A 19,305-nucleotide genomic window follows, 5' to 3' on the forward strand; every position below is an offset into this window, starting at 1 on the left:
GGAGACGGCCGAAACGTTGTCCAGCTACTCCGCGTAATGCAAGACTGGGAGTGAACTGGAAGGTGGGGACCGAAAAGTTCGGTGGTGTTGGGGGTCATCGTGGCGCTATGTAGTCGGGCACTTATGCCCTTTGGTGTATTGATGGTGGTGGTCACCGCGGTGGCCTGTTCGAGTGCGGAAGGCGCGGGCGACGGAGACGGCGGCACGACCGTCGTACCGACTCCCTCGATCGTCATCCCGAAGACGCCGCCGGCGCTGAAGCCCGCGACGGATTGCTCGAAGTCCACAGAGCCGCTGCAGCCGGAGACCGATGTGGACGGCGTCCAGTTGGAGATCAGTACCGACCCGAGCCTGACGTCGTTGCTGGTGCAGAACACCGGGAGCCTTTCGGTACTCGTCATTCCCGATTCGGGCTTCACCACCCGGCTGGTCGCGGCGCCGTCCGCGAGCCCCAAGGACGAGGCGTCGAAGGCGGCGCTGGCCGCGACCGCCGGCACCGGAAACACGGACGTCGATCGCGGGCTTCCGGCGTACCTGCCGAAGTCGCAGGTGTTCGTCGTACCGCCGCAGTGGGCGGTCTGCGGGCTCACTGACGACGTGCGCAGGACCGCGGCCGTGCGGTATCTGCGGGACAAGAGGTCGAGCGCGGAGTACTTCGTGGCGAAGGGACTGGCCGACCAACTGCTGCCCCAGTTCGACGCGAAGACGGTCAGTCCGACGCTACAGCGGTGCACGAAGGCCACTCTGGAGATGCTGAAGGTCCGTAAGGACCTACTTGGCGTCGAGCTGTACGCCGAGATCCTCGATGCGAAGTCCACCTGCCGCGCGGGATACAAGGCCCTGCTCGGCAACGACGAGCGGGCCGCCCAGCGCACCGGCACCGCGGTCCTGAACCTGCTGGAACGGACCGCGCGGCTGCTGGAGACCAGCAGACTCTATGAGGCAGTGGCCCAATAGCGACCAGGGTCGACTCCGGGTGCGATCAGGGTGAACTCCACTGCCGCCGGCCTCAGCCGGGCCGGACACTGGACAACAGAAACCCTTGGCTCTCGGAGGACACAGAACATGATCGGCTTCATCGTCGCCGGACTCATCATCGGAGCGCTGGCACGGCTCTTCACGCCCGGCAAGCAGAAGCTCGGCCTGCTCGCCACGCTGCTGCTCGGCCTGGCCGGCTCGGTGATCGGTGGCACGATCGCGAGCGTGCTCGGCACCGGCGGCATCTTCGAGCTGAACGTGCTCGGCTTCATCGTCGCCGTGATCTCCTCGGTGCTGCTGGTCGGCACCGCGGAATCCCTGTCGGCCCGCAAGCACCAGGCCATCAAGAACTAGCAACCACGCACAACAACCAGGCACTGACGACGCAGGGTCAGCTGCCCCGGTCGTTGCTGGCCATCGCCGCTCGCGGTTCGCGGCCGGGTGGCTGGGGCGGCCGGGGCAGCAGCGGTCGGCGTTTCTCCAGGGTCCGGATCACCGGCTGGTCCGTGGTGACGGTGATCTCCTCCCCCGCGTGCTGGAGCGTCACGCTGGCATCTTCGCCGTTGTGCACCGAGTACTTCACCGACAGCGGATCGATCTCGACCTTCAACCGGGCACCTCGCCAGCGGATCGCGAAGCTCAGCCCGGACAGGCCCTGCGGCAGCGCAGGATCGAAGCACAGACAACCATCCCGTTCCCGCAGACCGCCGAAGCCGGCGACCAGAGCACTCCAGGCACCACCCAGCGACGCCATGTGCAGGCCGTCGCCGGTGTTGTGATGCAGGTTCCGCATGTCGATCAGCGCAGCCTCGTAGGCGTAGTCGTAGGCCAGATCCAGGTGACCCACCTCTGCCGCCATCACGGCCTGCACACACGCCGACAACGACGAGTCCCGGACGGTCAGCCGCTCGTAGTAGTCGAAGTTCCGCGCCTTCTCCTCCAGCGTGAACGCGTCGCCACACCAGTACGTCGCCAGCATCAGATCCGCCTGCTTGACCACCTGCATCCGGTACAGCTGGAAGTACGGCGCGTGCAGCAGGAGCGGGTACCTGTCCTTGTACGCCTCGAAGTCCCAGACGGCGTACCCGGTGAAGCCCTCCGACTGCGGGTGTACGCCGAGCTCCTCGTCGTACGGCACGTACACCGCGGCGGCCGCATCCCGCCAGGTGGCTTCCTCCTCCGAGTCGACACCGAGCTCCCGGGCCATGGTCGGGAGCCGCGCCGCGGTCTCCGCCGCCGAGCGCAGGTTGCGCGCCGCCATCAGGTTGGTGAAGACGTTGTCATCGGCAACGGCGCTGTACTCGTCCGGTCCGGTCACGCCCGGCAGATGCCAGCGGCCGTTGCGGTCATGGTGGCCCAGCGACATCCACAACCGGGCCGTCTCGATCAACAGTTCCAGCCCGACCTCCTCGAGGAACTGGTCGTCGCCGGTGGCGCGGTGGTACCTCATCACCGCTTCGGCGATGTCCGCGTTGACGTGGAAGGCCGCCGTACCGGCAGGCCAGTAGCCGGAGCACTCCTGTCCCCGGATCGTGCGCCAGGGGAAGGCCGCGCCGCGCAGGCCCAGTACTTCGGCGCGCTCGCGGGCCATACCGAGAGTCGAATATCGCCAGCGCAGGGCATCGCCGGCCGCACCGGGCATCGTGTAGGTCAGCACCGGGAGGACGAACCCTTCGGTGTCCCAGAAGGTGTGGCCGTCGTACCCGGCGCCCGTCAGTCCCTTCGACGGGATGGCCCGCCGCTCCGCCCGAGCACCGGCCTGCAGGACATGGAAGAGCGCGAAACGCACCGCCTGCTGCAACTCTGGATGTCCCTGCACCTCCACGTCGGCGCCGTCCCAGAAGTCGTCCAGGAAGTCGACCTGCTGCTTGGTCAGCCCGTCCCAACCGGAGAACCGGGCACTTGCCAGCGCTGCCGTGACCTGGTCCCGGATGGCAGTCTCCGACCGCAGGCTGGACCAGCCGTAGGACAGGTACTTCACCACGCGCAGGCTCTCTCCCGGCTGAAGCTGGCAGATCACTGTGGAGCGAGCCCAGTCGTCGCGGACGTCCAGGTCCATCGCGTAGCGGACCGTCGTGTCCACCTCGTGGCCCATCGCGGCGGCCATCAGCTGACGGCTGCGCGTGGTCCGGTGAATCAGGACGACACCGTTCTCACCGCCGTCGTGACTGACCGGCTTCAACGGGTTGTCCAGTACGGCGGCCACCCGCGGATCGTCGGACAGCTTCGGCTGGGCCTCGTTCGCGACCAGCTCGGACTGGACGACGAAACGCGCGGGCTGGTCCACCGGCTCGACGATGTACTCGATCGCCGCGACGGCCCGCTGAGTCAGCGACACCAGCCGACGGCTGCGGACCCGGATCCGCTTGCCACCCGGCGAGGTCCAGTCGACGTCCCGCTCCAGGATCCCGGTGCGGAAGTCCAGGGACCGCTCGTGCTTGCTCAGGTACCCGTACCGGATGTCGAACGGCGAATCGTCCACGAGCAAGCGGATCAGCTTGCCGTTGGTGACGTCGACGAGCGTCTGACCGGACTCGGGGTAGCCGTAGCCGGCTTCGGCGTACGGGAGTGGGCGCTGCTCGTAGAACGAGTTCAGGTAGGTGCCGGGGATCGCGTACGGCTCACCCTCGTCGAGGTTGCCGCGCAATCCGATATGCCCGTTCGACAATGCGAACAGCGACTCCGACTGCGCCAGCTTGTCGAGCGCGAGCCGCGTCTCCCGCAACCGCCACGGCTCGATCGGATGATGTCCGCGGTCGATCATTCGTCCTCCAGCAGTTCGGCCAGGTCCCGGACCACGACGTCGGCGCCGTGATTCTTCAGCTCATCCGCCTGTCCGACGCGGTCCACACCGATGACATGCCCGAAGTGCCCAGCCCGGCCGGCCGCCACACCTGCCAGTGCGTCTTCGTACACCGCAGCCTCGGCCGGATCGACCCCGAAACCCTTGGCCGCGGCCAGGAACGTGTCGGGCGCCGGTTTCCCCTGCAGGCCCTTGGTCCGAATCGTGACGCCGTCCACGACCAGCTCGACGTACTGCGCGAGTCCGGTTACCTTCAGCACTTCCTGGGTGTTGGCGCTCGACGACACCACGGCCCGCCGGAGTCCGGCCTGTACTGCGGCCTGCAGATAGCGCCGCGATCCCTCGAAGACGTGCACGCCCTCGGTCCGGATCCGGCGCTGAACGGCCTCGTTCTTGCGGTTCCCGAGACCGTTCACCGTCATCGCGGCCGGCCGGTCGTCCGGCGTACCCTCGGGCAACTCGATCCCGCGCGCGGTGAGGAAGTCCCGCACCCCGCTGGCCCGTGGCTTGCCGTCGACGTACGCGTCGTACTCCTTGCGCGCGTCGAACGGGACGAACGCGATCCCGTGCTGCTCCGCATAGTCCCGGAGGAACTCGTCGAACATCTCTTTCCACGCGGCGGCGTGGACGGCAGCGGTATCGGTGAGCACACCATCCAGGTCGAACAAGCAGACCCGGATCCCCGCAGGAAGTCCCAGCATGTCCCCAGACTAGGTCGTCAACTGGTTCGGTAGACCGAAGGCGGGGAAACGGGAGTAGCCGAAGGTCATGATCTCGACGATCTTGCCGTCGTGGACCCGCAGGACGTCGAGCTTGAACGCTCGCCACACCGTGTCCCCCGGACGGAGCAGGTACGACGCTGCCGCGGGCAACCGGTTCGCCGAGGTCGGGACGAGGCGCCACTCGCCGTCGCGGTCCGGCCCGAACGCCCGCTCGAAGAGCGGAAGGCACGCGGCGAGCCCGTCGAACGAGAGGTGGTCCGGCGGCATCGACACCCGCAGTTCCTCGGCCGCGATCGCAATCGCCGCCGCCGCGTCACACCGCTGGTGCGCGTCGATGAACCGATCCAGAACGTCACGCTCTTCCGCGGTCGACCGAGGTGCGCTCCAGTCCGCACGACGAGCCGGCAGTCGCTGCTGCATCGTCGTCCGGGCCCGCTGCAACGCACTGTTCGCCGCGGCCACGCTGGTCTCGAGCAGTACGGCGGTGTCCGCCGCCGACCACCCGAGCACGTCCCGGGCGATCAGCGCAGCCCGCTGCCGCGCCGGCAACGCCTGCAGTGCGACCAGGAACGCCAGCTCGATCGTCTCCCGATCCACCGCGACCGCATCCGGCTGGTCAGCCGGTGGGGCGATCTCGTCGAGCAGCTGGTCCGGGTACGGCTGAAGCCAGACCAGGTCCCCGGGTGACGCCGTACGACGGGTGTGCCGCCGTACGACGTCCAGACACACGTTGGTCGCGATCCGGTACAACCACGCCCGGAAGTACGTCCGCCCGTCGAAGGAGTCCCGGCCGCGCCAGGCGCGCAACAGAGTCTCCTGGACGGCGTCCTCCGCATCGTCGAAGGACGCCAGCATGCGGTAGCAGTGCACGTGCAGCTCACGCCGATACTGCCCGGCGAGGTCGGCGAACGCGGTCTCATCACCCGCGAACGCCGCCTCCTCCAGCGTGCTCATTTTTAGGCCTTCCCCACCTCTTGGACCGTCCAGCCGTTGCCGTCCGGGTCCGCGAAGGTGAGGAAGGTTTCGTAGTCGGCCCGCTTCGGGCTCACGCCGGTCTGCTGACCCTCGGCGGTGAAGTGGAACGGCTCGCTGACCTCCACACCCCGCTCGACCAGCTGGGCCCGGGCGGCCTCGATGTCGTTCACCACCAGATGCGTGCCCTGGTACGTGCCGGGCTCCGCCTTGGTCAGCCCGGTACCGATCGTGATCGAGCAGGCTGACCCCGGCGGGGTCAGCTGCACGACCCGGAACGCATCCCCGGCGCTGTGGTCGACGTCCTCGTGGAACCCGAGCTGCTCGGTGTAGAACTTCTTCGCCCGGTCCACGTCCGACACCGGGACGATGACGAGTTGGAGCTTCCAGTCCATCTGCGGCCTCCTGCGATCGGGTCGGTCACAGTCTGACCGACGCTGTTGATCGTGTAACGCCGCCCGGACCAGAAACTCATCGGTCCGCCGATGACTCCTTCGCAGCGAAGATCTTCGCGAACCAGTCGAGCTGGGCGAGCTGCTGGTACGTCTGGCCGCCCTCGTGCTCGTTGTAGCTGTAGACCTCGATGTCCTTCGCCGCACTGCCGTAGTGGTTGAAGGCGGCGAACACCGTCGACGGCGGGCAGGTCGCGTCCATCAGGGCGACCGAGAACAGCGCCGGCGCCGTGGCCAGGCGGCCCAGGTTCACGCCGTCGAAGTAGCTCAGTGTCCGCAGCGCCGCGTCCACGTCCTGGCGGAACCCCTTCAGGTACCGCGTGATCTCGGCGTATGGCTCCTTGTTGGTGATCTCCAGCGCGCGCTGGAAGTGACACAGGAACGGTACGTCGGGCGCACAGCCGAGCAACTCGATCCCGGCCAGGCCGGCCAGCCCGGCGGCCGCGATCGCGATCCCGCCACCCTGGCTGCCGCCGGTGACGATGATCTTGTCCGGGTCGACCAGCGGTGACGCCTTGGCCGCGTCGATCGCGCGGACCGCGTCGATGAAGACACGGCGGTAGTAGTAGGTCTCCGGGTCGGTGATGCCTGCGGTCATGAAGCCCGGGGTGTGGTTCAGACCGGCGTACGCGCTGTCGTCCGGCGTACCGGCGGTGCCGCCGCCGCTGTAGCCCTGACCGCGGGTGTCCATCACGAAGTGGGCGTAGCCGGCCTGCGCCCACAGAGTGGTGGCATGCGGGAAGCCGCGGCCGCCGGAGTAGCCGTGGTACTGCACGACCGTCGGGAGCGGACCGCTGGCTCCGGCCGGCACGTGCAGCCAGCCCTTGACCGGCGCACCGCCGAAGCCGGCGTACGTGACGTCGTAGGTGTCGATGACGGCGAGCTTGTTGTCGATCGCCGTGAACGAGGCGGACAGGTCGTCGGTGCGCGCCTTCTCGATGGAACGGCGCCAGAACTCGACCAGGTCGGCGGGTGCGGCCACATCGGGCCGGTACTCACGGAGCTTGTCGAGGGAAAGGTCGAACATGGCCATGAGCAACAAACCTACGCCTCGCGACGCTCCGGCGGTAAACGATCTCCAATGCCGGACAACTTCCGGCTAGGGTGAGGTGATGCCTGGACCGAACATCGTCTTCGTCATGTCCGACGACCACGCCGCGCACGCGATCTCGGCGTACGGGAGCAAGGTCAACAGCACCCCGCACCTGGACCGGCTGGCCCGGGACGGGGTCCGGATGGATGCGGCGTACTGCACGAACTCGATCTGCTCGCCGTCGCGGGCGTCGATCCTGACCGGCACCTACAGCCACGTCAACGGGGTGGCGTCGATCTACACCGAGATCGACTACCGGGTGCCGACGTTCACGGAGGTGCTGAAGGACGCCGGCTATCAGACCGCGCTGTTCGGCAAGTGGCACCTCGGTGAGCGACCGGAGTCCGCCCCGCGGCACTTCGACTCCTGGCGGGTCTTCCCCGGGCAGGGCGAGTACGTCGATCCGCTGATGCTCGGACCGGACGGCGCCGAGACCGTGCCCGGCTACGCGACGGACATCGTCACCGAGCAGAGCATCGACTGGATCCGGCAGCGCGATCCGGACCGGCCGTTCCTGCTGCTGGTGCACCACAAGGCTCCGCACCGGCCGTGGGTGCCGGATGAGAAGCACAAGCACCTCTACCCGGTCGGATCGATCCCGGAGCCGGCCACGCTGCTCGACGACTACTCCACCCGGAGCCAGGCCGTCCGGGGCGTGCGGATGTCGGTGGCCGACGACCTCGGTACGGACGAGCTCGGCGAGGAGCTGCCCGCCGAGCTGCGCGGCCCGGAGAACCGGGACGTGCGGATGCGGTGGAACTACCAGCGCTACCTGCGGGACTACCTGCAGTGCGTCCAGTCGATCGACGACAACGTCGGCCGGGTGCTCGACACCCTCGACGACGAAGGGCTCCGCGACGACACCGTCGTCGTCTACACCTCCGACCAGGGGTTCTTCCTCGGCGACCACGGGTGGTACGACAAGCGGCTGATGTTCGACGAGTCGCTGCAGATGCCGATGATGATCCGCTGGCCGTCGCAGATCCCGGCCGGCAGCACGTGCGATGCGATGGTGACGAACGTGGACTTCGCCGCGACGTTCCTCGACATGGCCGGGCTGGAGGCCGCGTCGGTGCTGCCGACGTCACAGGGCCGGAGCTTCTTGCCGTTGCTGCGCGGTACGGAGGTCCCGGACTGGCCGTCCGCGATCTACTACCGGTACTGGGAGCACGACGACCCCAATCACCACGCTCCGGCGCACTACGGCGTACGGACAAAGGAGTTCAAGCTCATCCACTACTACGGCGCCGGCCTCGGCGTACCGGGGTCGTCGGAGCGGATCTTCGACTCGGAGTGGGAGCTGTACGACCTGCGGGCCGACCCGGAAGAGCTGGTCAACGTTGCGGACGATCCGGCGTACGCCGAGACCCGTGCGGCGTTGACCGAGCAGCTTGCCGAACTGCAGGGGCACTACGCGGACACGCCGTACGCCGGCCCGTCGACGCCGCACCCGGTGTGGCCGTGGAGCTAGCGCGGTAGGACTTGGTCCAGCTGGCTGCGAGAGGTGATTCCTAGCTTGGGGAAGACCTTGCGCAGGTGGTACTGGACTGTGCGGGCGCTGATGAAGAGGCGGGTGGCGATCTCGGGGTTGGAGAGGCCGTCGCGGGCCATGCGAGCGATCTGGGCTTCTTGGGCGGTGAGTTCGCTCTGGGCCGGGACGACGCGCTTGCGGGCGGTGCCGCCGGCGGCCTGGAGTTCGCGGCGGGCGCGTTCGGCGAAGCCGGTCATCCCCATCGCCTCGAAGCTCGAGTACGCCGTACGCAGGTACTCGCGGGCGTCGGTACGGCGTCGCTCCCGGCGCAGCCATTCGCCGTAGAGGAGGTGGGAACGGGCGAGCTCGACCTGGAGCCGGGTCGTCTCCAAGCGGGCGATCGCCTCCCGATAGAGGCGCTCGGCGGTGTCGCCGGCACTGAGCAGCGCCTGGGATCGGGCATGCACCCCGAGGGCCCAGTCGGTGCCGGTCGCCGTGGCCATCTCCCGGAGCGCTTGACCGGCGCGGTGCGCGGTGTCGATCGCCCCGGTCCGCACCGCGGCCTCGACCAGCTCACTCGGCACCAGCATCATCGACAGCGCGTCACGCGGATCCGCGAACGCGCGCGCGGCCGCGTCAGCCGCGTCCTGGTAGCGGCCGAGGCCGTTGTCGAGTACGGCGCTCGCCCACTCGGCGAACGCGATCCCGATCCCCTCACCCCGCCGGGTGCCGTCCTGTTTGGTGGCTTCGACGAGCGCGAGGGTCTCGGCCCGATCACCGCTGAAGGCCGCCAGCGCCAGCCGTCCGTACGGAGCGAGCTTGCCGCCGGTCACCTCGTTGGCCGCCTGCACTTCGTCGGTCAACGTCGCCGCGGCGGCGAGATCTCCCGAGAACACCGAGACATAAGCGAGTGACGTGAGCGCGAGGGCGACATTGCTGAGCACTCCGGTCTCACGGGCGAGCTGAAGGTGCCGTCGGGACAGCTCCTCCCAGCGATCCGCGTCCCACAGACGCAGCGACGTGGTGGTCGCCATCCACAGCAGCTGTAGCTCCTCCTCGACGGACACACCGGTCCCGAACTCGGCCAGCGCCTTGTGCAACAGCGGTGCGGCCGCGGCGTACCCGTCCCGGTAGTACAGCGCGCTCCCGTCGAGCAGCAGGTCCGCGGAGCGCAGTACCGACGGTCGCGGTGCTGCCGCGGCCTCCCGCGCCACCGCGACCACATCGCCACCTGGCGTGGCCAGGCTGCTGGCGAAGATGGCCGCCGACAGGGCGTCCAGGTACGTCGCCCGCGACAACTCAACGTCGACGGACTCGAGTCGCTTGGCCGCCTTCAGCATCAGCTGCGGCGCGTCGTTGCCACGGTTGGTGACGAACGCGAGTTGTGCGCGGACGAGCTCGGCGCGGGCACGCTCCAGCTCGGTGAGCCGACCCGCCTCGGCCATGGCCAGCAACTCGGCCGCCGAGTCGAACGCACCGGCCTGCATCTCGGCCTGTGCGGCCGCAAGGGCCCGGGCGGCTCGCTTCGCCGGATCGACCGTCAGTTCAGCCGAGCGCTGGAAGAAGGCGGCTGTCGCGGCGTAGCCACTGCGGGCGCGCGCTCTCCCGGCCGACTGTTCGAGCTCCGCGGCGACCTCCTCGTCCGGCCCGGCCGCGGCCTTGGCCCGGTGCCACGCCCGCCGATCCGGATCAGCCTCGGCGTCGGTCACCTCAGCCAGGGCCTGGTGCACCTGACGCCGTTCCGCGGCCGACGCCGAGCGGTACGCCGCCGACCGCACCAGCGGATGCCGGAACCGGATCCGGGTCGCGAACTCGGCCAGTCCCGCGTCGGTCGCCGCTGCCGCCGCGTCCGGACCGATCCCGAGTCGCGCGGCCGCACGGCGTACGAGGGCGTCGTCGCCGGACGGGTCGGCCGCGGCGAGTACCAGGAGCCGCCGGGTCTCGTTCGGCATGGCGTTGACCCGGCGCACGAAGCTCTCCTCGATGTCGCCCGCACCGGGCAGTCCGAATCCGCCGGCCAGCTGTGCCGGAGTCAACCCGCGCGGCAGCTCCAGCAAGGCGAGCGGATTGCCATGCGCCTCGGCCACCAGCTGATCCCGAACCTGCGAGTCGATCGGTCCGGTGAGTACGGCGTCCAGCAGCAGACGCGCATCGGCGTCACGCAGCCCGGCGACCGGCAGCTCAGGGACTCCGGCGAGAACGTCACCGACCTCGCGGGTCGCGAAGATCAGGCCGACTGACTCCGCTCCCAACCGGCGCGCCACGAAGGCGAGGATCTGCGCCGAGCACTTGTCGAGCCACTGCTGATCGTCGACCAAGCACACCAGTGGCTGCTGCTCCGCGGCCTCGGACAGCAGGCTCAACACCGCCAGGCCGATCAGGAACATGTCCGGCGGCGGTCCGGCGCTGATGCCGAACACGGTCCGCAGTGCCTCGCACTGTGGTGCGGGCAGCTGACCGAGGCGATCGAGTGCCGGCGCACACAACTGGTGCAGACCGGCGAAGGCCAACTCCATCTCGGACTGCACAGCAGAGACCCGCGTCACCTGGAATCCACTTGCTCGTGCTGCCAACTGGTCCAGCAGTGCGGTCTTGCCGACCCCGGCCTCCCCATGCAGCACCAGCGTGCGGCTCTCCCCCGACCGCACCGCCCCGATCACCTGGTCGAGGACGGCGCACTCCGCGTGGCGGCCCGTCAGTTCCGCCGCGCGCCGCCATCCCAGCAGATCCGCAGGCCCATGCACGCACTCACGCTAACGCTTGCCGGCGTCTCGCGGGGGTGGCCAGCCACTGGCGGATGCGAACCCGACCGGCCACGGCGCACGCTCGTTCAGTGCTCGCCGGTCGCGGTTCGCCCGCCCGGAGCCCGGGTGCAGCCGTGAACCGCTGAGTTGAGAGGAACTGAGTCATGGGTCTGTCCTGGCAGCAAGGACCGCTCGCCACCGGTGGGATCGGCAAGTTCCTGGTTCCGGAGCAGTTGCCCGACCGGATGCTGTTCGCCGAGCCACTGCGCCGGCGGATGCGGGTCCGATTCGGGGACACCTGGATCGCCGACAGTGAGGACGTCGTACTGCTCCATGAGCCCGCCCGGTATCCGGTGGCGTACTTCCCGCTGGGTGACGTGGTGGCCGACGTACTCGAGGCCGCGGAGCACACCACGCAGCACCGCGATCTCGGTGAGACGACGTGGTACACCGTCGCCGCGGGCGAGAGCAGCAAGGCTCGCGCGGCCTGGCAGCACACCGCGCTGCCGGACCATGCGGGTGAGCTGAAGGGACGAGTCGCGTTCGCGTGGCGGGCGATGGACGCGTTCTACGAGGAGGACGAGCGGATCGTCGGTCATGCTGCCGACGCCTACCACCGGATCGACATCCGGCAGACCAGCCGCCATCTGGTCGTGCGCGACGGCGACCGGGTCATTGCGGACTCCTCACGCCCGCTGGTGCTCTACGAATCGGGGTTCGCACCCCGCTGGTACGTACCGCGCGAGGACGTGGACGACAACGCGTTGACTCCGGTCGAAGGCCAGACGTTCTGTCCCTACAAGGGCCTGTGCAGCTACTGGGACATCGGCGAGGCTCGCGGCGCCGCGTGGGGGTACGAAGACGCCTGGACCGAGGTACGGCGGATCTCCGGCATGGTCTCGTTCGAGCCGGACAAGATCGAGGTGGAACTCGACGGACGGCGACTGCGGTTGGAACCTGGTCAGAGTGTGATCTCACACGGCATCGACCGGGATCTGACTGTGGAGGAGCTTTCCGGATGACAAGTGCCACTTTGTTGTCGGTGAACGTCGGACTGCCGAAGAACGTCTCGTGGAACGGCAAGACCGTCTACACCGGCGTCTGGAAGGAGCAGGTCGACGGACCGGTGATGGCCCGGCGGTTGAATCTCGACGGAGACGGCCAGGGCGACACCGCCGGACACGGCGGCGAGCAGCGGGCCGTGTTCGTCTACCAGATCGAGTCGTACCGACACTGGGAGAAGCACTTCGGCCGGGACGACTTCGTGTACGGGCAGTTCGGGGAGAACCTGACGGTCGATGGGCTCGCGGATGACGAGGTGTGCATCGGCGACCGGTACCGGATCGGCGCGGCCGAGTTCGAGGTCACGCAACCGCGGGTCACGTGCTATCGGGTCGGACTGCGGATGGGTGAGCCGGAACTGCCGGCGCTGCTGGTCGCCCACCACCGGCCGGGGTTCTACTTCCGGGTGATCACCGAAGGGCAGATCGAAGCCGGTGACGCGATCGTCAAGACCCGGACCGGTCCGGGGGCACTCAGCGTCGCCGACATCGATGCCCTGCTCTACCTGCCGCACCGTGACCTCGAGGCGGTACGCCGGGCTCTGGAGATCCCGGCGCTGAGTCCCGGCTGGCAGGGCTCGTTCCGCGAATTGCTCGAGGCTGACGCGACCGGTGCCGGCACGTTCACGGCCGCTGGGACGACAGCGGCGACACCACCTGCGTGGGAGGGCTTCCGCCAGTTGCAGGTCACCGCGGTGGTGGCGGAGACCGCGACCGTCTCCTCGATCAGCCTGGCCGCAGTTGACGGTATGGACCTGCCCGCGGCCCGGGCGGGCCAGTATCTGACGTTCCGGTTGCCGGACGCGGGTCTACCGGTCCCGGTGCGCAGTTACTCGCTGTCCTCCACACCCGGGAGCAGCAGCTACCGGATCAGCGTCAAGCACGAGCCGCACGGGATTGCGAGCGGCTACCTCACCAGCCGGCTGGCGGTTGGCGCCGTACTTGAGGTCGCCGCGCCGCGTGGTGAGTTCCTGCTCGAGGACGGCACCGATCCGGTCGTCCTGGTGTCGGCCGGCATCGGCGTCACTCCGGTGATGGCGATGCTGCATTCGCTGGCGGCACAGCGCAGTACGCGCGACGTGTGGTGGATCCACACCGCTCGCCGACCGGCGGAACACCCGTTGGCCGCTGAAGCCCACGAAGTGCTGGGGACGCTGGCGCATGCGCATGAACACATCTACTACAGCTCTGGTAGGCGGCTTACCAAGGACATGCTGGTCGACCTGGACCTCCCTGCGGATGCGACGGCGTACATCTGCGGTCCGGCGTCCTTCATGACCGACATGCGCGAGGCACTGACGGCTGTGGGGATCCAGCGGGTGCACACCGAGCTGTTCAGTGCGCTGCCGTCGACCAACCCGGGCCTCGTCGACCAGACCGTCCGTCCACCCCACCAACCTACCGAACTCGGCACCGGCCCGCTGGTGACCTTCTCGCGGAGTGGGATCTCGACACCGTTCGGTGCAGGCAGTCTGCTCGACCTGGCCGAGGCCTGCGATGTCCCGACGCGCTTCAGCTGCCGGACCGGCGTCTGTCAGACCTGCGTCACGCCGCTCCTGTCCGGAGAGGTCAGATACTCCCCCAGTCCGCTCGAGACGCCTCCGGACGGCCAGATCCTCATCTGCTGTTCTCGCCCAACCACCGATCTAGTCCTGGACATGTGATGGATTACAAGCTCGAAGTCGTCACTCTCGCCGTCAGCGATGTAGATACCGCGCTGGCCTTCTACACCTCACTAGGCTTCCACCTCGACGTGGACTATCACCCGCGCGACGGTTTCCGGGTCGTCCAGCTGACCCCGCCCGGGTCGGCCTGCTCGATCCAGTTCGGTGCGGGGTTGACCGACGCGGCCCCGGGATCGGCACGCGCCAGCTACCTCGTCGTCGAGGATCTCGAGGCTGCCCGCGAGGAATTGGTTGCTCGCGGCATCAAGGTCGGCGACATCCGGCACAAGTCGCCGGTCGCCGAGTGGGCCGGTGAGTTCGCCCCCGGATCCGATCCCGAGCGGCGCGCGTACGCGAGCCTGGCCGAGTTCGCCGACCCGGACGGGAACACCTGGACCCTGCAGGAGATCCGTCGCCGATGACCGAGCACACGGACCTGGACCCGCGCGGGATGTCGATGTCCGGGCCGGCCACGAGTCCGCTGCGCGCGTTCCTGCGGACCGAGGCGGCCAGCGCGTCCGTCCTCGCCGCCGCGATCGCGCTCGCGCTGGTCTGGGCGAACGTGACGAGCACCGGGTACGAGACGTTCTGGACCAAAGAGCTGCCGGTCCGGCTCGGGCCGCTGTCCACGAGCCTGGACCTGCGCACCTGGGTGAACAGCGGGCTGATGGCGTTCTTCTTCCTCGTCGTCGGGCTCGAGGCGCGTCGTGAGTTCGACCTCGGCGAGCTCCGGGAACGCCGCCGGATGATCCTCCCGGTCGCGGCGGGCCTCGTCGGTATGGCACTGCCCGTGCTGATCTACCTGGCGTTCAACCACTCCGGCGCCGGAGTGCACGGCTGGGGCGCCGCGATGTCGACCGACACCGCCCTCGCGCTCGGCGTACTCGCGGTGGCCGGCAAGCAGGTGCCGGACCGGATCCGCACGTTCCTGCTCACCGTGTTCGTCGTCGACGACGTGGTCGCGCTCGTGGTGATCGCGTTCGCCTACACCGACGAGGTGCATGTGACCGGCCTGCTCGTGGCGATCGCGTCGTACGCCGGACTCCTGGCCGCCACCCGGCTGCGGTACCCACGCCGACGCGTGGTCTTCACCGGGCTCGCGGTAGTGCTGTGGTGCGCGTTACTTGCCAGCGGCATCGATCCGGTCGTCGCCGGGCTCGCGGTCGGGCTCGCGACGTCGGCGTACGTACCTCGACGGGACGCCCTGGAGCAGGCGACGACGGTGGTCCGGCTGTTCCGCGAGCAGCCGACGCCGGAGCTCGCCCGGGCGGCTACTCGCGAGCTGACCGGCACGCTGTCGGCGAATGCGCGATTGCAGCACACGTATCACCGGCTGACGAGCTACGGGATCGTGCCGTTGTTCGCGCTGGCCAACGCGGGCATCGCCTTGCATCCCAGCTTGCTGACCGAGGCGATCACCGCGCCGGTCACCATCGGGCTCTTCGTCGCGTTCGTGGTCGGGAAGCCGGTGGCTGTCGCGGGGACGTCCTGGCTGCTCACCCGGACCAGCCACGGTGCTGTGCGGCCGTCGGTCGGGTGGGCCGGGGTGGTCGGCAGTGGGCTGATCGCCGGAGTGCCGTTCACGCTGTCGTTGCTGATCGCCGATCTTGCCTTCACCGGGACCGCGTTGGAGGAGGCCAAGCTCGGCGTACTCGCGGCTGCTCTCGGAGCGGCCGTGCTCACACTGGCCTTCTATCGGGTGATCACGCTGCTGCCCGCTCGCGCGCGTACTCGCGCCCTGCTCGGGACCGGCGGTCAGCTCACCGACCTGGCTCCCCCGGTCGACCCCGACCGCGATCACATCCGGGGTCCGGCCGACGCGGTCGTCACGGTCGTCGAGTACGGCGACTTCGAGTGCCCGTGGACACAGATGGCGGCCCCCACCGCCCGCGAACTGATCGCGTCGAACACCCACATCCGCTACGTCTGGCGGCATCTGCCACTGCACGACGTCCATCCGCACGCCCAACTAGCCGCCGAAGCCGCCGAGGCCGCGGGCCGGCAGGGGCAGTTCTGGCAGATGCACGACCTCCTCCTGCTCAACCAGGACAACCTCGAACTCGACGACATCCTGTCCTACACCGCGACGCTGGGTCTCGACCTGGAGCGCTTCCGGACGGATCTCACCGCGCACGACTTCGCCGCCCGGATCGCCCAGGACATCGACTCCGCCGACCGTAGCGGGGTCGCCGGTACGCCGACCTTCTTCATCAACAGTCACCGCCACGACGGCCCGCAGGACCTCCCGACGCTGACCGACGCCATCCGGCAAACGTTGGCTACGGCAACTTGATACCGAAGCCCGGCTGATCCGACAGGCTGACGTACCCGTCGGCCAGGGTGTAGCCGTCGCCGTCGGTGCCTTCGGTGTGACCGGGGACGCCTTCGATGATCGGGATGTTGCCGAGTCCGGCGGCCAGGTGAGCGGCGTACAGGGTCTTGATCGGCAGGCCCCAGGCGTGCGGGGACGCCTCGGTGGAGGCCCCGACGAGGCGCGGCATCGTCCGCCGCCAGGCAGTCAGGCCGTGACCGGTGACGTCCATCAGCGCGACGTCCAGCAGCCCTTCCTGCGCGAGCCTCACGATGTACTCCTCGTCAGGGTCGAACTCGCCGTCCGCGATCTTCGTCCCGGCCGTGCCAAGGCGCTTGCGCAGGAACCGGAAGTCCTCCCAGCGTTCCGCGAACGGCTCCTCGAGCCAGTAGAGCCGGCAGTCCTCGACCGCCTCGAGATAGGCGAGCAGCGTGTTCACGGTGAAGCCGTCGTTCGCGTCCACCAGGATGTCGGCGTCCGGGTACAGCTCGCGGGCCAGCCGGGTCACCTCGATGTCCCGCGCGGGGCCGGCCTCGGAGTCCATCCACCGGTAGCCCCGTCCGACCTTCAACTTGAAGTCGCGGAACCCGGCCTCGTGATCCTGCTGGAGATTCGCCCGGATCGCCTCGATCCCGCCCTCGAGGTCGTCGAAGTAGATGCCGCCGCTGTAGCACCGGACCTCGGGCGTCCCCGCGGACCCGAGCATCGCGTAGACCGGAACCTCGAGGATCCGCGCCGCCAGATCATGCAGCGGGTAGTCGAGGAACTCGGCCGCCGGCTCGATCACGCCGCGGTCCGGATCGATCAACTCGGCGAGGTTCCGCCCCACGAGCGGACCCGGGTCGCCTTGATGCAAGGGGAGCCCCCACCCGGTGGCCCCTCGATCGGTCTCGACGACGTACACCGTCGTCGTACCGCCACTCCCGTGCTCGCCCCGGAACGAGTTCCGGCCCACCGGGCGGAGGTACCGGTACCCGATCTCAGCCGTCGTGACAGACCTGATCACATGCCGCGAGAGAGTCATCGCTCAACGATATCCGGCATCGGTACGTCGGATCGTCCGTCTAGAGTGGCGCGCGTGATGAGCGCTTCGCATGTGGTGTGGGACTGGAACGGGACGTTGCTGAATGACAACCAGGTCGTGTTGGCGGCAGTCAACGAGGTGTGCGCCGGGTTCGGCCGGCCGGATCTGACGTGGGTTGAGTGGCAGACGGCGTACGCACGGCCGATGCGGGTCTCGTACGAGACGATCCTGTCCCGGGTGCTCGACGACGAGGAGTGGGCGCGCGTGGACAAGCTCTACCACGAGCGGTACGACGCTCTCCTGCACAGCTGTGGTCTCGCGGCCGGAGTGCCGGACGTCCTACGGCAGTGGACCGAGAGCGGGCGTACCCAGTCACTGTTGTCGATGTGGTTCCACACGCGGCTCACCCCGACGATCGAACAGTTCGGACTCACGCCGTACTTCACGCGCATCGACGGCCTGGCCGCTGAGGTGGGCGGCGGCTCCAAGGCCGACAGCCTGATCCAGCACCTGGAGGCCCAGAACCTGAACCCCGCCGAGGTTGTGCTGATCGGCGACGTCGTCGACGACGCTCACGCAGCCCAGGCCGCCGGCGCCCAGTGCATCCTCGTGACAACCGGCGCCATGACCCGCCACGCCCTGGAAACCACCGGCGCCCCGGTCACCCACTCCATCACCGAGGCCCTCGACCTGCTCGCCGACGGTCCGACGGGGTAGGGCTGGACTTTCGGGGGGTTCGGCAGTTCCCTGGAGAGGTGGATTCTGTCGACCGGTGGCTTCACCGCCGACACCAGGAGTTCCTCGAAGGTGGGGGCCGGAACGTGCGAGGCCTTGTCGCGGCCTCCTGGGGGCGGTCGATCGCGGCCGGGCTCCAGTCCGACGCGGCGGCACCCTTCGCGTTCGAGGCCGACGAACTGGCGGCGTACCGGGCCGAGCATCCACTCTCCGCGGTCTTCCCGATGCTGTACGACGTACTAGGCCGGGCCGCCGAGGACAGCGACTTCGTGATGGCGGTCGGCGACAGTGACGGCCGGTTGCTGTGGGTGTGCGGACGGCCGAACGTACTCCGCGCCGCCGACGGCATCCATTTCACCGAAGGCGCCTGGTGGGCGGAGCGACAGGTCGGCACCAACGCCCTCGGCACCTCCCTCGAAGTGGCCGGACCGGTGCAGATCCGGTCCGCGGAACACTTCACCCTGCTGGTGCAGCCGTGGTCGTGTGCCGCCGCACCGATCTACGATCCGGAGACCCAGCGAGTGCTCGGGGTCGTCGACATCACCGGCACTGCCGACGCCAGCTCACCCCTGTCGCTGGCGATGGTGCGAGCTGCGGCCCGGATGGCCGAGGCCGAGCTTGGCCGACTGATGACCGTTCGCAAGGTCCTTGGCGACTCGACCCGGCGCATGCGGATCTCCGCACTGGGCCGACCGGACGCGGCGGTGCGCATCGACGGCCGGGATCTCCGGCTCAGCCGACGGCACAGCGACATCGTGGTTCTCCTCGCCGAACACCCCGAGGGCCTCAGCGCCGAAGAACTGTCGGACGCCCTGTACGGCGAGGGCGACGACCACCAGTCCTCACTGCGCGGCGAGGTCACCCGCCTCCGCGCTCTGCTCGGCGCCGACATCGTCGAATCACGTCCGTACCGACTGCACCCGGACATCGCCGCGGACTGGCTCGAAACCGCCGACGACCTCGACTCGCACCTGTTGTCGTCGGCCCTGCGCCGCTACGCAGGCCCTCTGCTGCCGCAGTCCGACGCACCAGGCGTGGTCGCCTCCCGGAACCGGCTCGAGAACCGGATCCGGGCCGCCGTCCTGCAGACGTACGACGTCGACCTGGTCGCGGCGTGGACACGCTCGTACGCCGGAGTGAACGACCTGGCCGCGTGGGAACGCCAACTGACGCTGCTGTCCCCGACGTCCCCACTCCGGCCCGCGGCCCAGTCCGAAGTACGCCGTCTCCGCGCCGACTACGGACTGGACCCGGCCGGGACCGAGGGCTGAACCC

At 68.8% G+C, this 19,305-nt stretch carries 16 protein-coding genes; 9 read left to right on the forward strand and 7 right to left on the reverse strand.

The window, feature by feature from the left end:
* The first annotated feature begins 141 nt into the window (after window positions 1-141).
* Both ACZ3HV_RS38330 and ACZ3HV_RS38335 read left to right on the forward strand, forming a co-directional pair.
* Entirely contained in the window at window positions 142-957 is an 816-nt protein-coding gene (locus ACZ3HV_RS38330; RefSeq protein ID WP_465691949.1) for a hypothetical protein, read from the forward strand.
* Window positions 958-1,065: 108 nt separating this feature from the next.
* Entirely contained in the window at window positions 1,066-1,332 is a 267-nt protein-coding gene (locus ACZ3HV_RS38335; RefSeq protein ID WP_465691951.1) for a GlsB/YeaQ/YmgE family stress response membrane protein, read from the forward strand.
* Window positions 1,333-1,369: 37 nt separating this feature from the next.
* Here ACZ3HV_RS38335 and ACZ3HV_RS38340 read toward each other — a convergent pair whose 3' ends face one another.
* The 5 genes from ACZ3HV_RS38340 to ACZ3HV_RS38360 all read right to left on the reverse strand — a co-directional run bounded on the left by ACZ3HV_RS38340 (window position 1,370) and on the right by ACZ3HV_RS38360 (window position 6,960).
* Window positions 1,370-3,742 (reverse strand): glycoside hydrolase family 65 protein, encoded by a 2,373-nt coding sequence (locus ACZ3HV_RS38340; RefSeq protein WP_465691953.1) that lies wholly within the window; start codon window positions 3,740-3,742, stop codon window positions 1,370-1,372.
* On the reverse strand, window positions 3,739-4,482 hold the full coding sequence (locus tag ACZ3HV_RS38345) for a beta-phosphoglucomutase family hydrolase (protein ID WP_465691955.1): 744 nt from the start codon (window positions 4,480-4,482) through the stop codon (window positions 3,739-3,741). The genes ACZ3HV_RS38340 and ACZ3HV_RS38345 overlap by 4 nt, the downstream gene beginning before the upstream one ends.
* A gap of 9 nt (window positions 4,483-4,491) precedes the next feature.
* Window positions 4,492-5,457 (reverse strand): RNA polymerase subunit sigma-70, encoded by a 966-nt coding sequence (locus tag ACZ3HV_RS38350; RefSeq protein ID WP_465691957.1) that lies wholly within the window; start codon window positions 5,455-5,457, stop codon window positions 4,492-4,494.
* 2 nt (window positions 5,458-5,459) lie between these two features.
* Window positions 5,460-5,870 carry a VOC family protein gene (locus tag ACZ3HV_RS38355; protein WP_465691959.1) on the reverse strand — a complete coding sequence of 137 codons (411 nt, stop codon included), beginning with the start codon at window positions 5,868-5,870 and terminating at the stop codon, window positions 5,460-5,462.
* A gap of 76 nt (window positions 5,871-5,946) precedes the next feature.
* Entirely contained in the window at window positions 5,947-6,960 is a 1,014-nt protein-coding gene (locus ACZ3HV_RS38360; protein WP_465691961.1) for an acetylxylan esterase, read from the reverse strand.
* A 79-nt stretch (window positions 6,961-7,039) separates the two neighbouring features.
* Between ACZ3HV_RS38360 and ACZ3HV_RS38365 the strand changes: the two genes are divergently transcribed.
* Window positions 7,040-8,491: a sulfatase family protein gene (locus ACZ3HV_RS38365; RefSeq protein ID WP_465691963.1), complete on the forward strand. Its 1,452-nt coding sequence runs from the start codon at window positions 7,040-7,042 to the stop codon at window positions 8,489-8,491.
* Here the strand turns inward: ACZ3HV_RS38365 and ACZ3HV_RS38370 are convergent.
* Window positions 8,488-11,235, reverse strand: coding sequence for an AAA family ATPase (locus tag ACZ3HV_RS38370; protein WP_465691965.1), 2,748 nt, complete (start codon window positions 11,233-11,235; stop codon window positions 8,488-8,490). The two genes, ACZ3HV_RS38365 and ACZ3HV_RS38370, sit on opposite strands and share 4 nt — an antisense overlap.
* 164 nt (window positions 11,236-11,399) lie before the next feature.
* Between ACZ3HV_RS38370 and ACZ3HV_RS38375 the strand changes: the two genes are divergently transcribed.
* The 4 genes from ACZ3HV_RS38375 to ACZ3HV_RS38390 are packed head-to-tail and all read left to right on the forward strand — an operon-like array spanning window position 11,400 to window position 16,253.
* Window positions 11,400-12,257 carry a DUF427 domain-containing protein gene (locus tag ACZ3HV_RS38375; protein WP_465691967.1) on the forward strand — a complete coding sequence of 286 codons (858 nt, stop codon included), beginning with the start codon at window positions 11,400-11,402 and terminating at the stop codon, window positions 12,255-12,257.
* Complete coding sequence (locus ACZ3HV_RS38380) at window positions 12,254-13,960, forward strand: MOSC domain-containing protein (protein ID WP_465691969.1); 1,707 nt, start codon at window positions 12,254-12,256, stop codon at window positions 13,958-13,960. Before ACZ3HV_RS38375 ends, ACZ3HV_RS38380 begins: the two co-directional genes overlap by 4 nt.
* Window positions 13,960-14,382, forward strand: a complete 423-nt coding sequence (locus ACZ3HV_RS38385; RefSeq protein WP_465691971.1) for a VOC family protein — start codon at window positions 13,960-13,962, stop codon at window positions 14,380-14,382. The genes ACZ3HV_RS38380 and ACZ3HV_RS38385 overlap by 1 nt, the downstream gene beginning before the upstream one ends.
* Window positions 14,379-16,253, forward strand: coding sequence for a Na+/H+ antiporter NhaA (locus tag ACZ3HV_RS38390; RefSeq protein WP_465691973.1), 1,875 nt, complete (start codon window positions 14,379-14,381; stop codon window positions 16,251-16,253). Before ACZ3HV_RS38385 ends, ACZ3HV_RS38390 begins: the two co-directional genes overlap by 4 nt.
* On the opposite strand, the gene ACZ3HV_RS38395 is transcribed toward ACZ3HV_RS38390, so the two are convergent.
* Complete coding sequence (locus ACZ3HV_RS38395) at window positions 16,240-17,295, reverse strand: mandelate racemase/muconate lactonizing enzyme family protein (protein ID WP_465691975.1); 1,056 nt, start codon at window positions 17,293-17,295, stop codon at window positions 16,240-16,242. The two genes, ACZ3HV_RS38390 and ACZ3HV_RS38395, sit on opposite strands and share 14 nt — an antisense overlap.
* A 57-nt stretch (window positions 17,296-17,352) precedes the next feature.
* Between ACZ3HV_RS38395 and ACZ3HV_RS38400 the strand changes: the two genes are divergently transcribed.
* Complete coding sequence (locus ACZ3HV_RS38400) at window positions 17,353-18,012, forward strand: HAD family hydrolase (protein WP_465691977.1); 660 nt, start codon at window positions 17,353-17,355, stop codon at window positions 18,010-18,012.
* A 104-nt stretch (window positions 18,013-18,116) separates the two neighbouring features.
* Window positions 18,117-19,301, forward strand: coding sequence for a GAF domain-containing protein (locus tag ACZ3HV_RS38405; protein WP_465691979.1), 1,185 nt, complete (start codon window positions 18,117-18,119; stop codon window positions 19,299-19,301).
* Window positions 19,302-19,305: the final 4 nt, after the last annotated feature.

The organism is Kribbella sp. NPDC020701 (genome assembly GCF_055562215.1).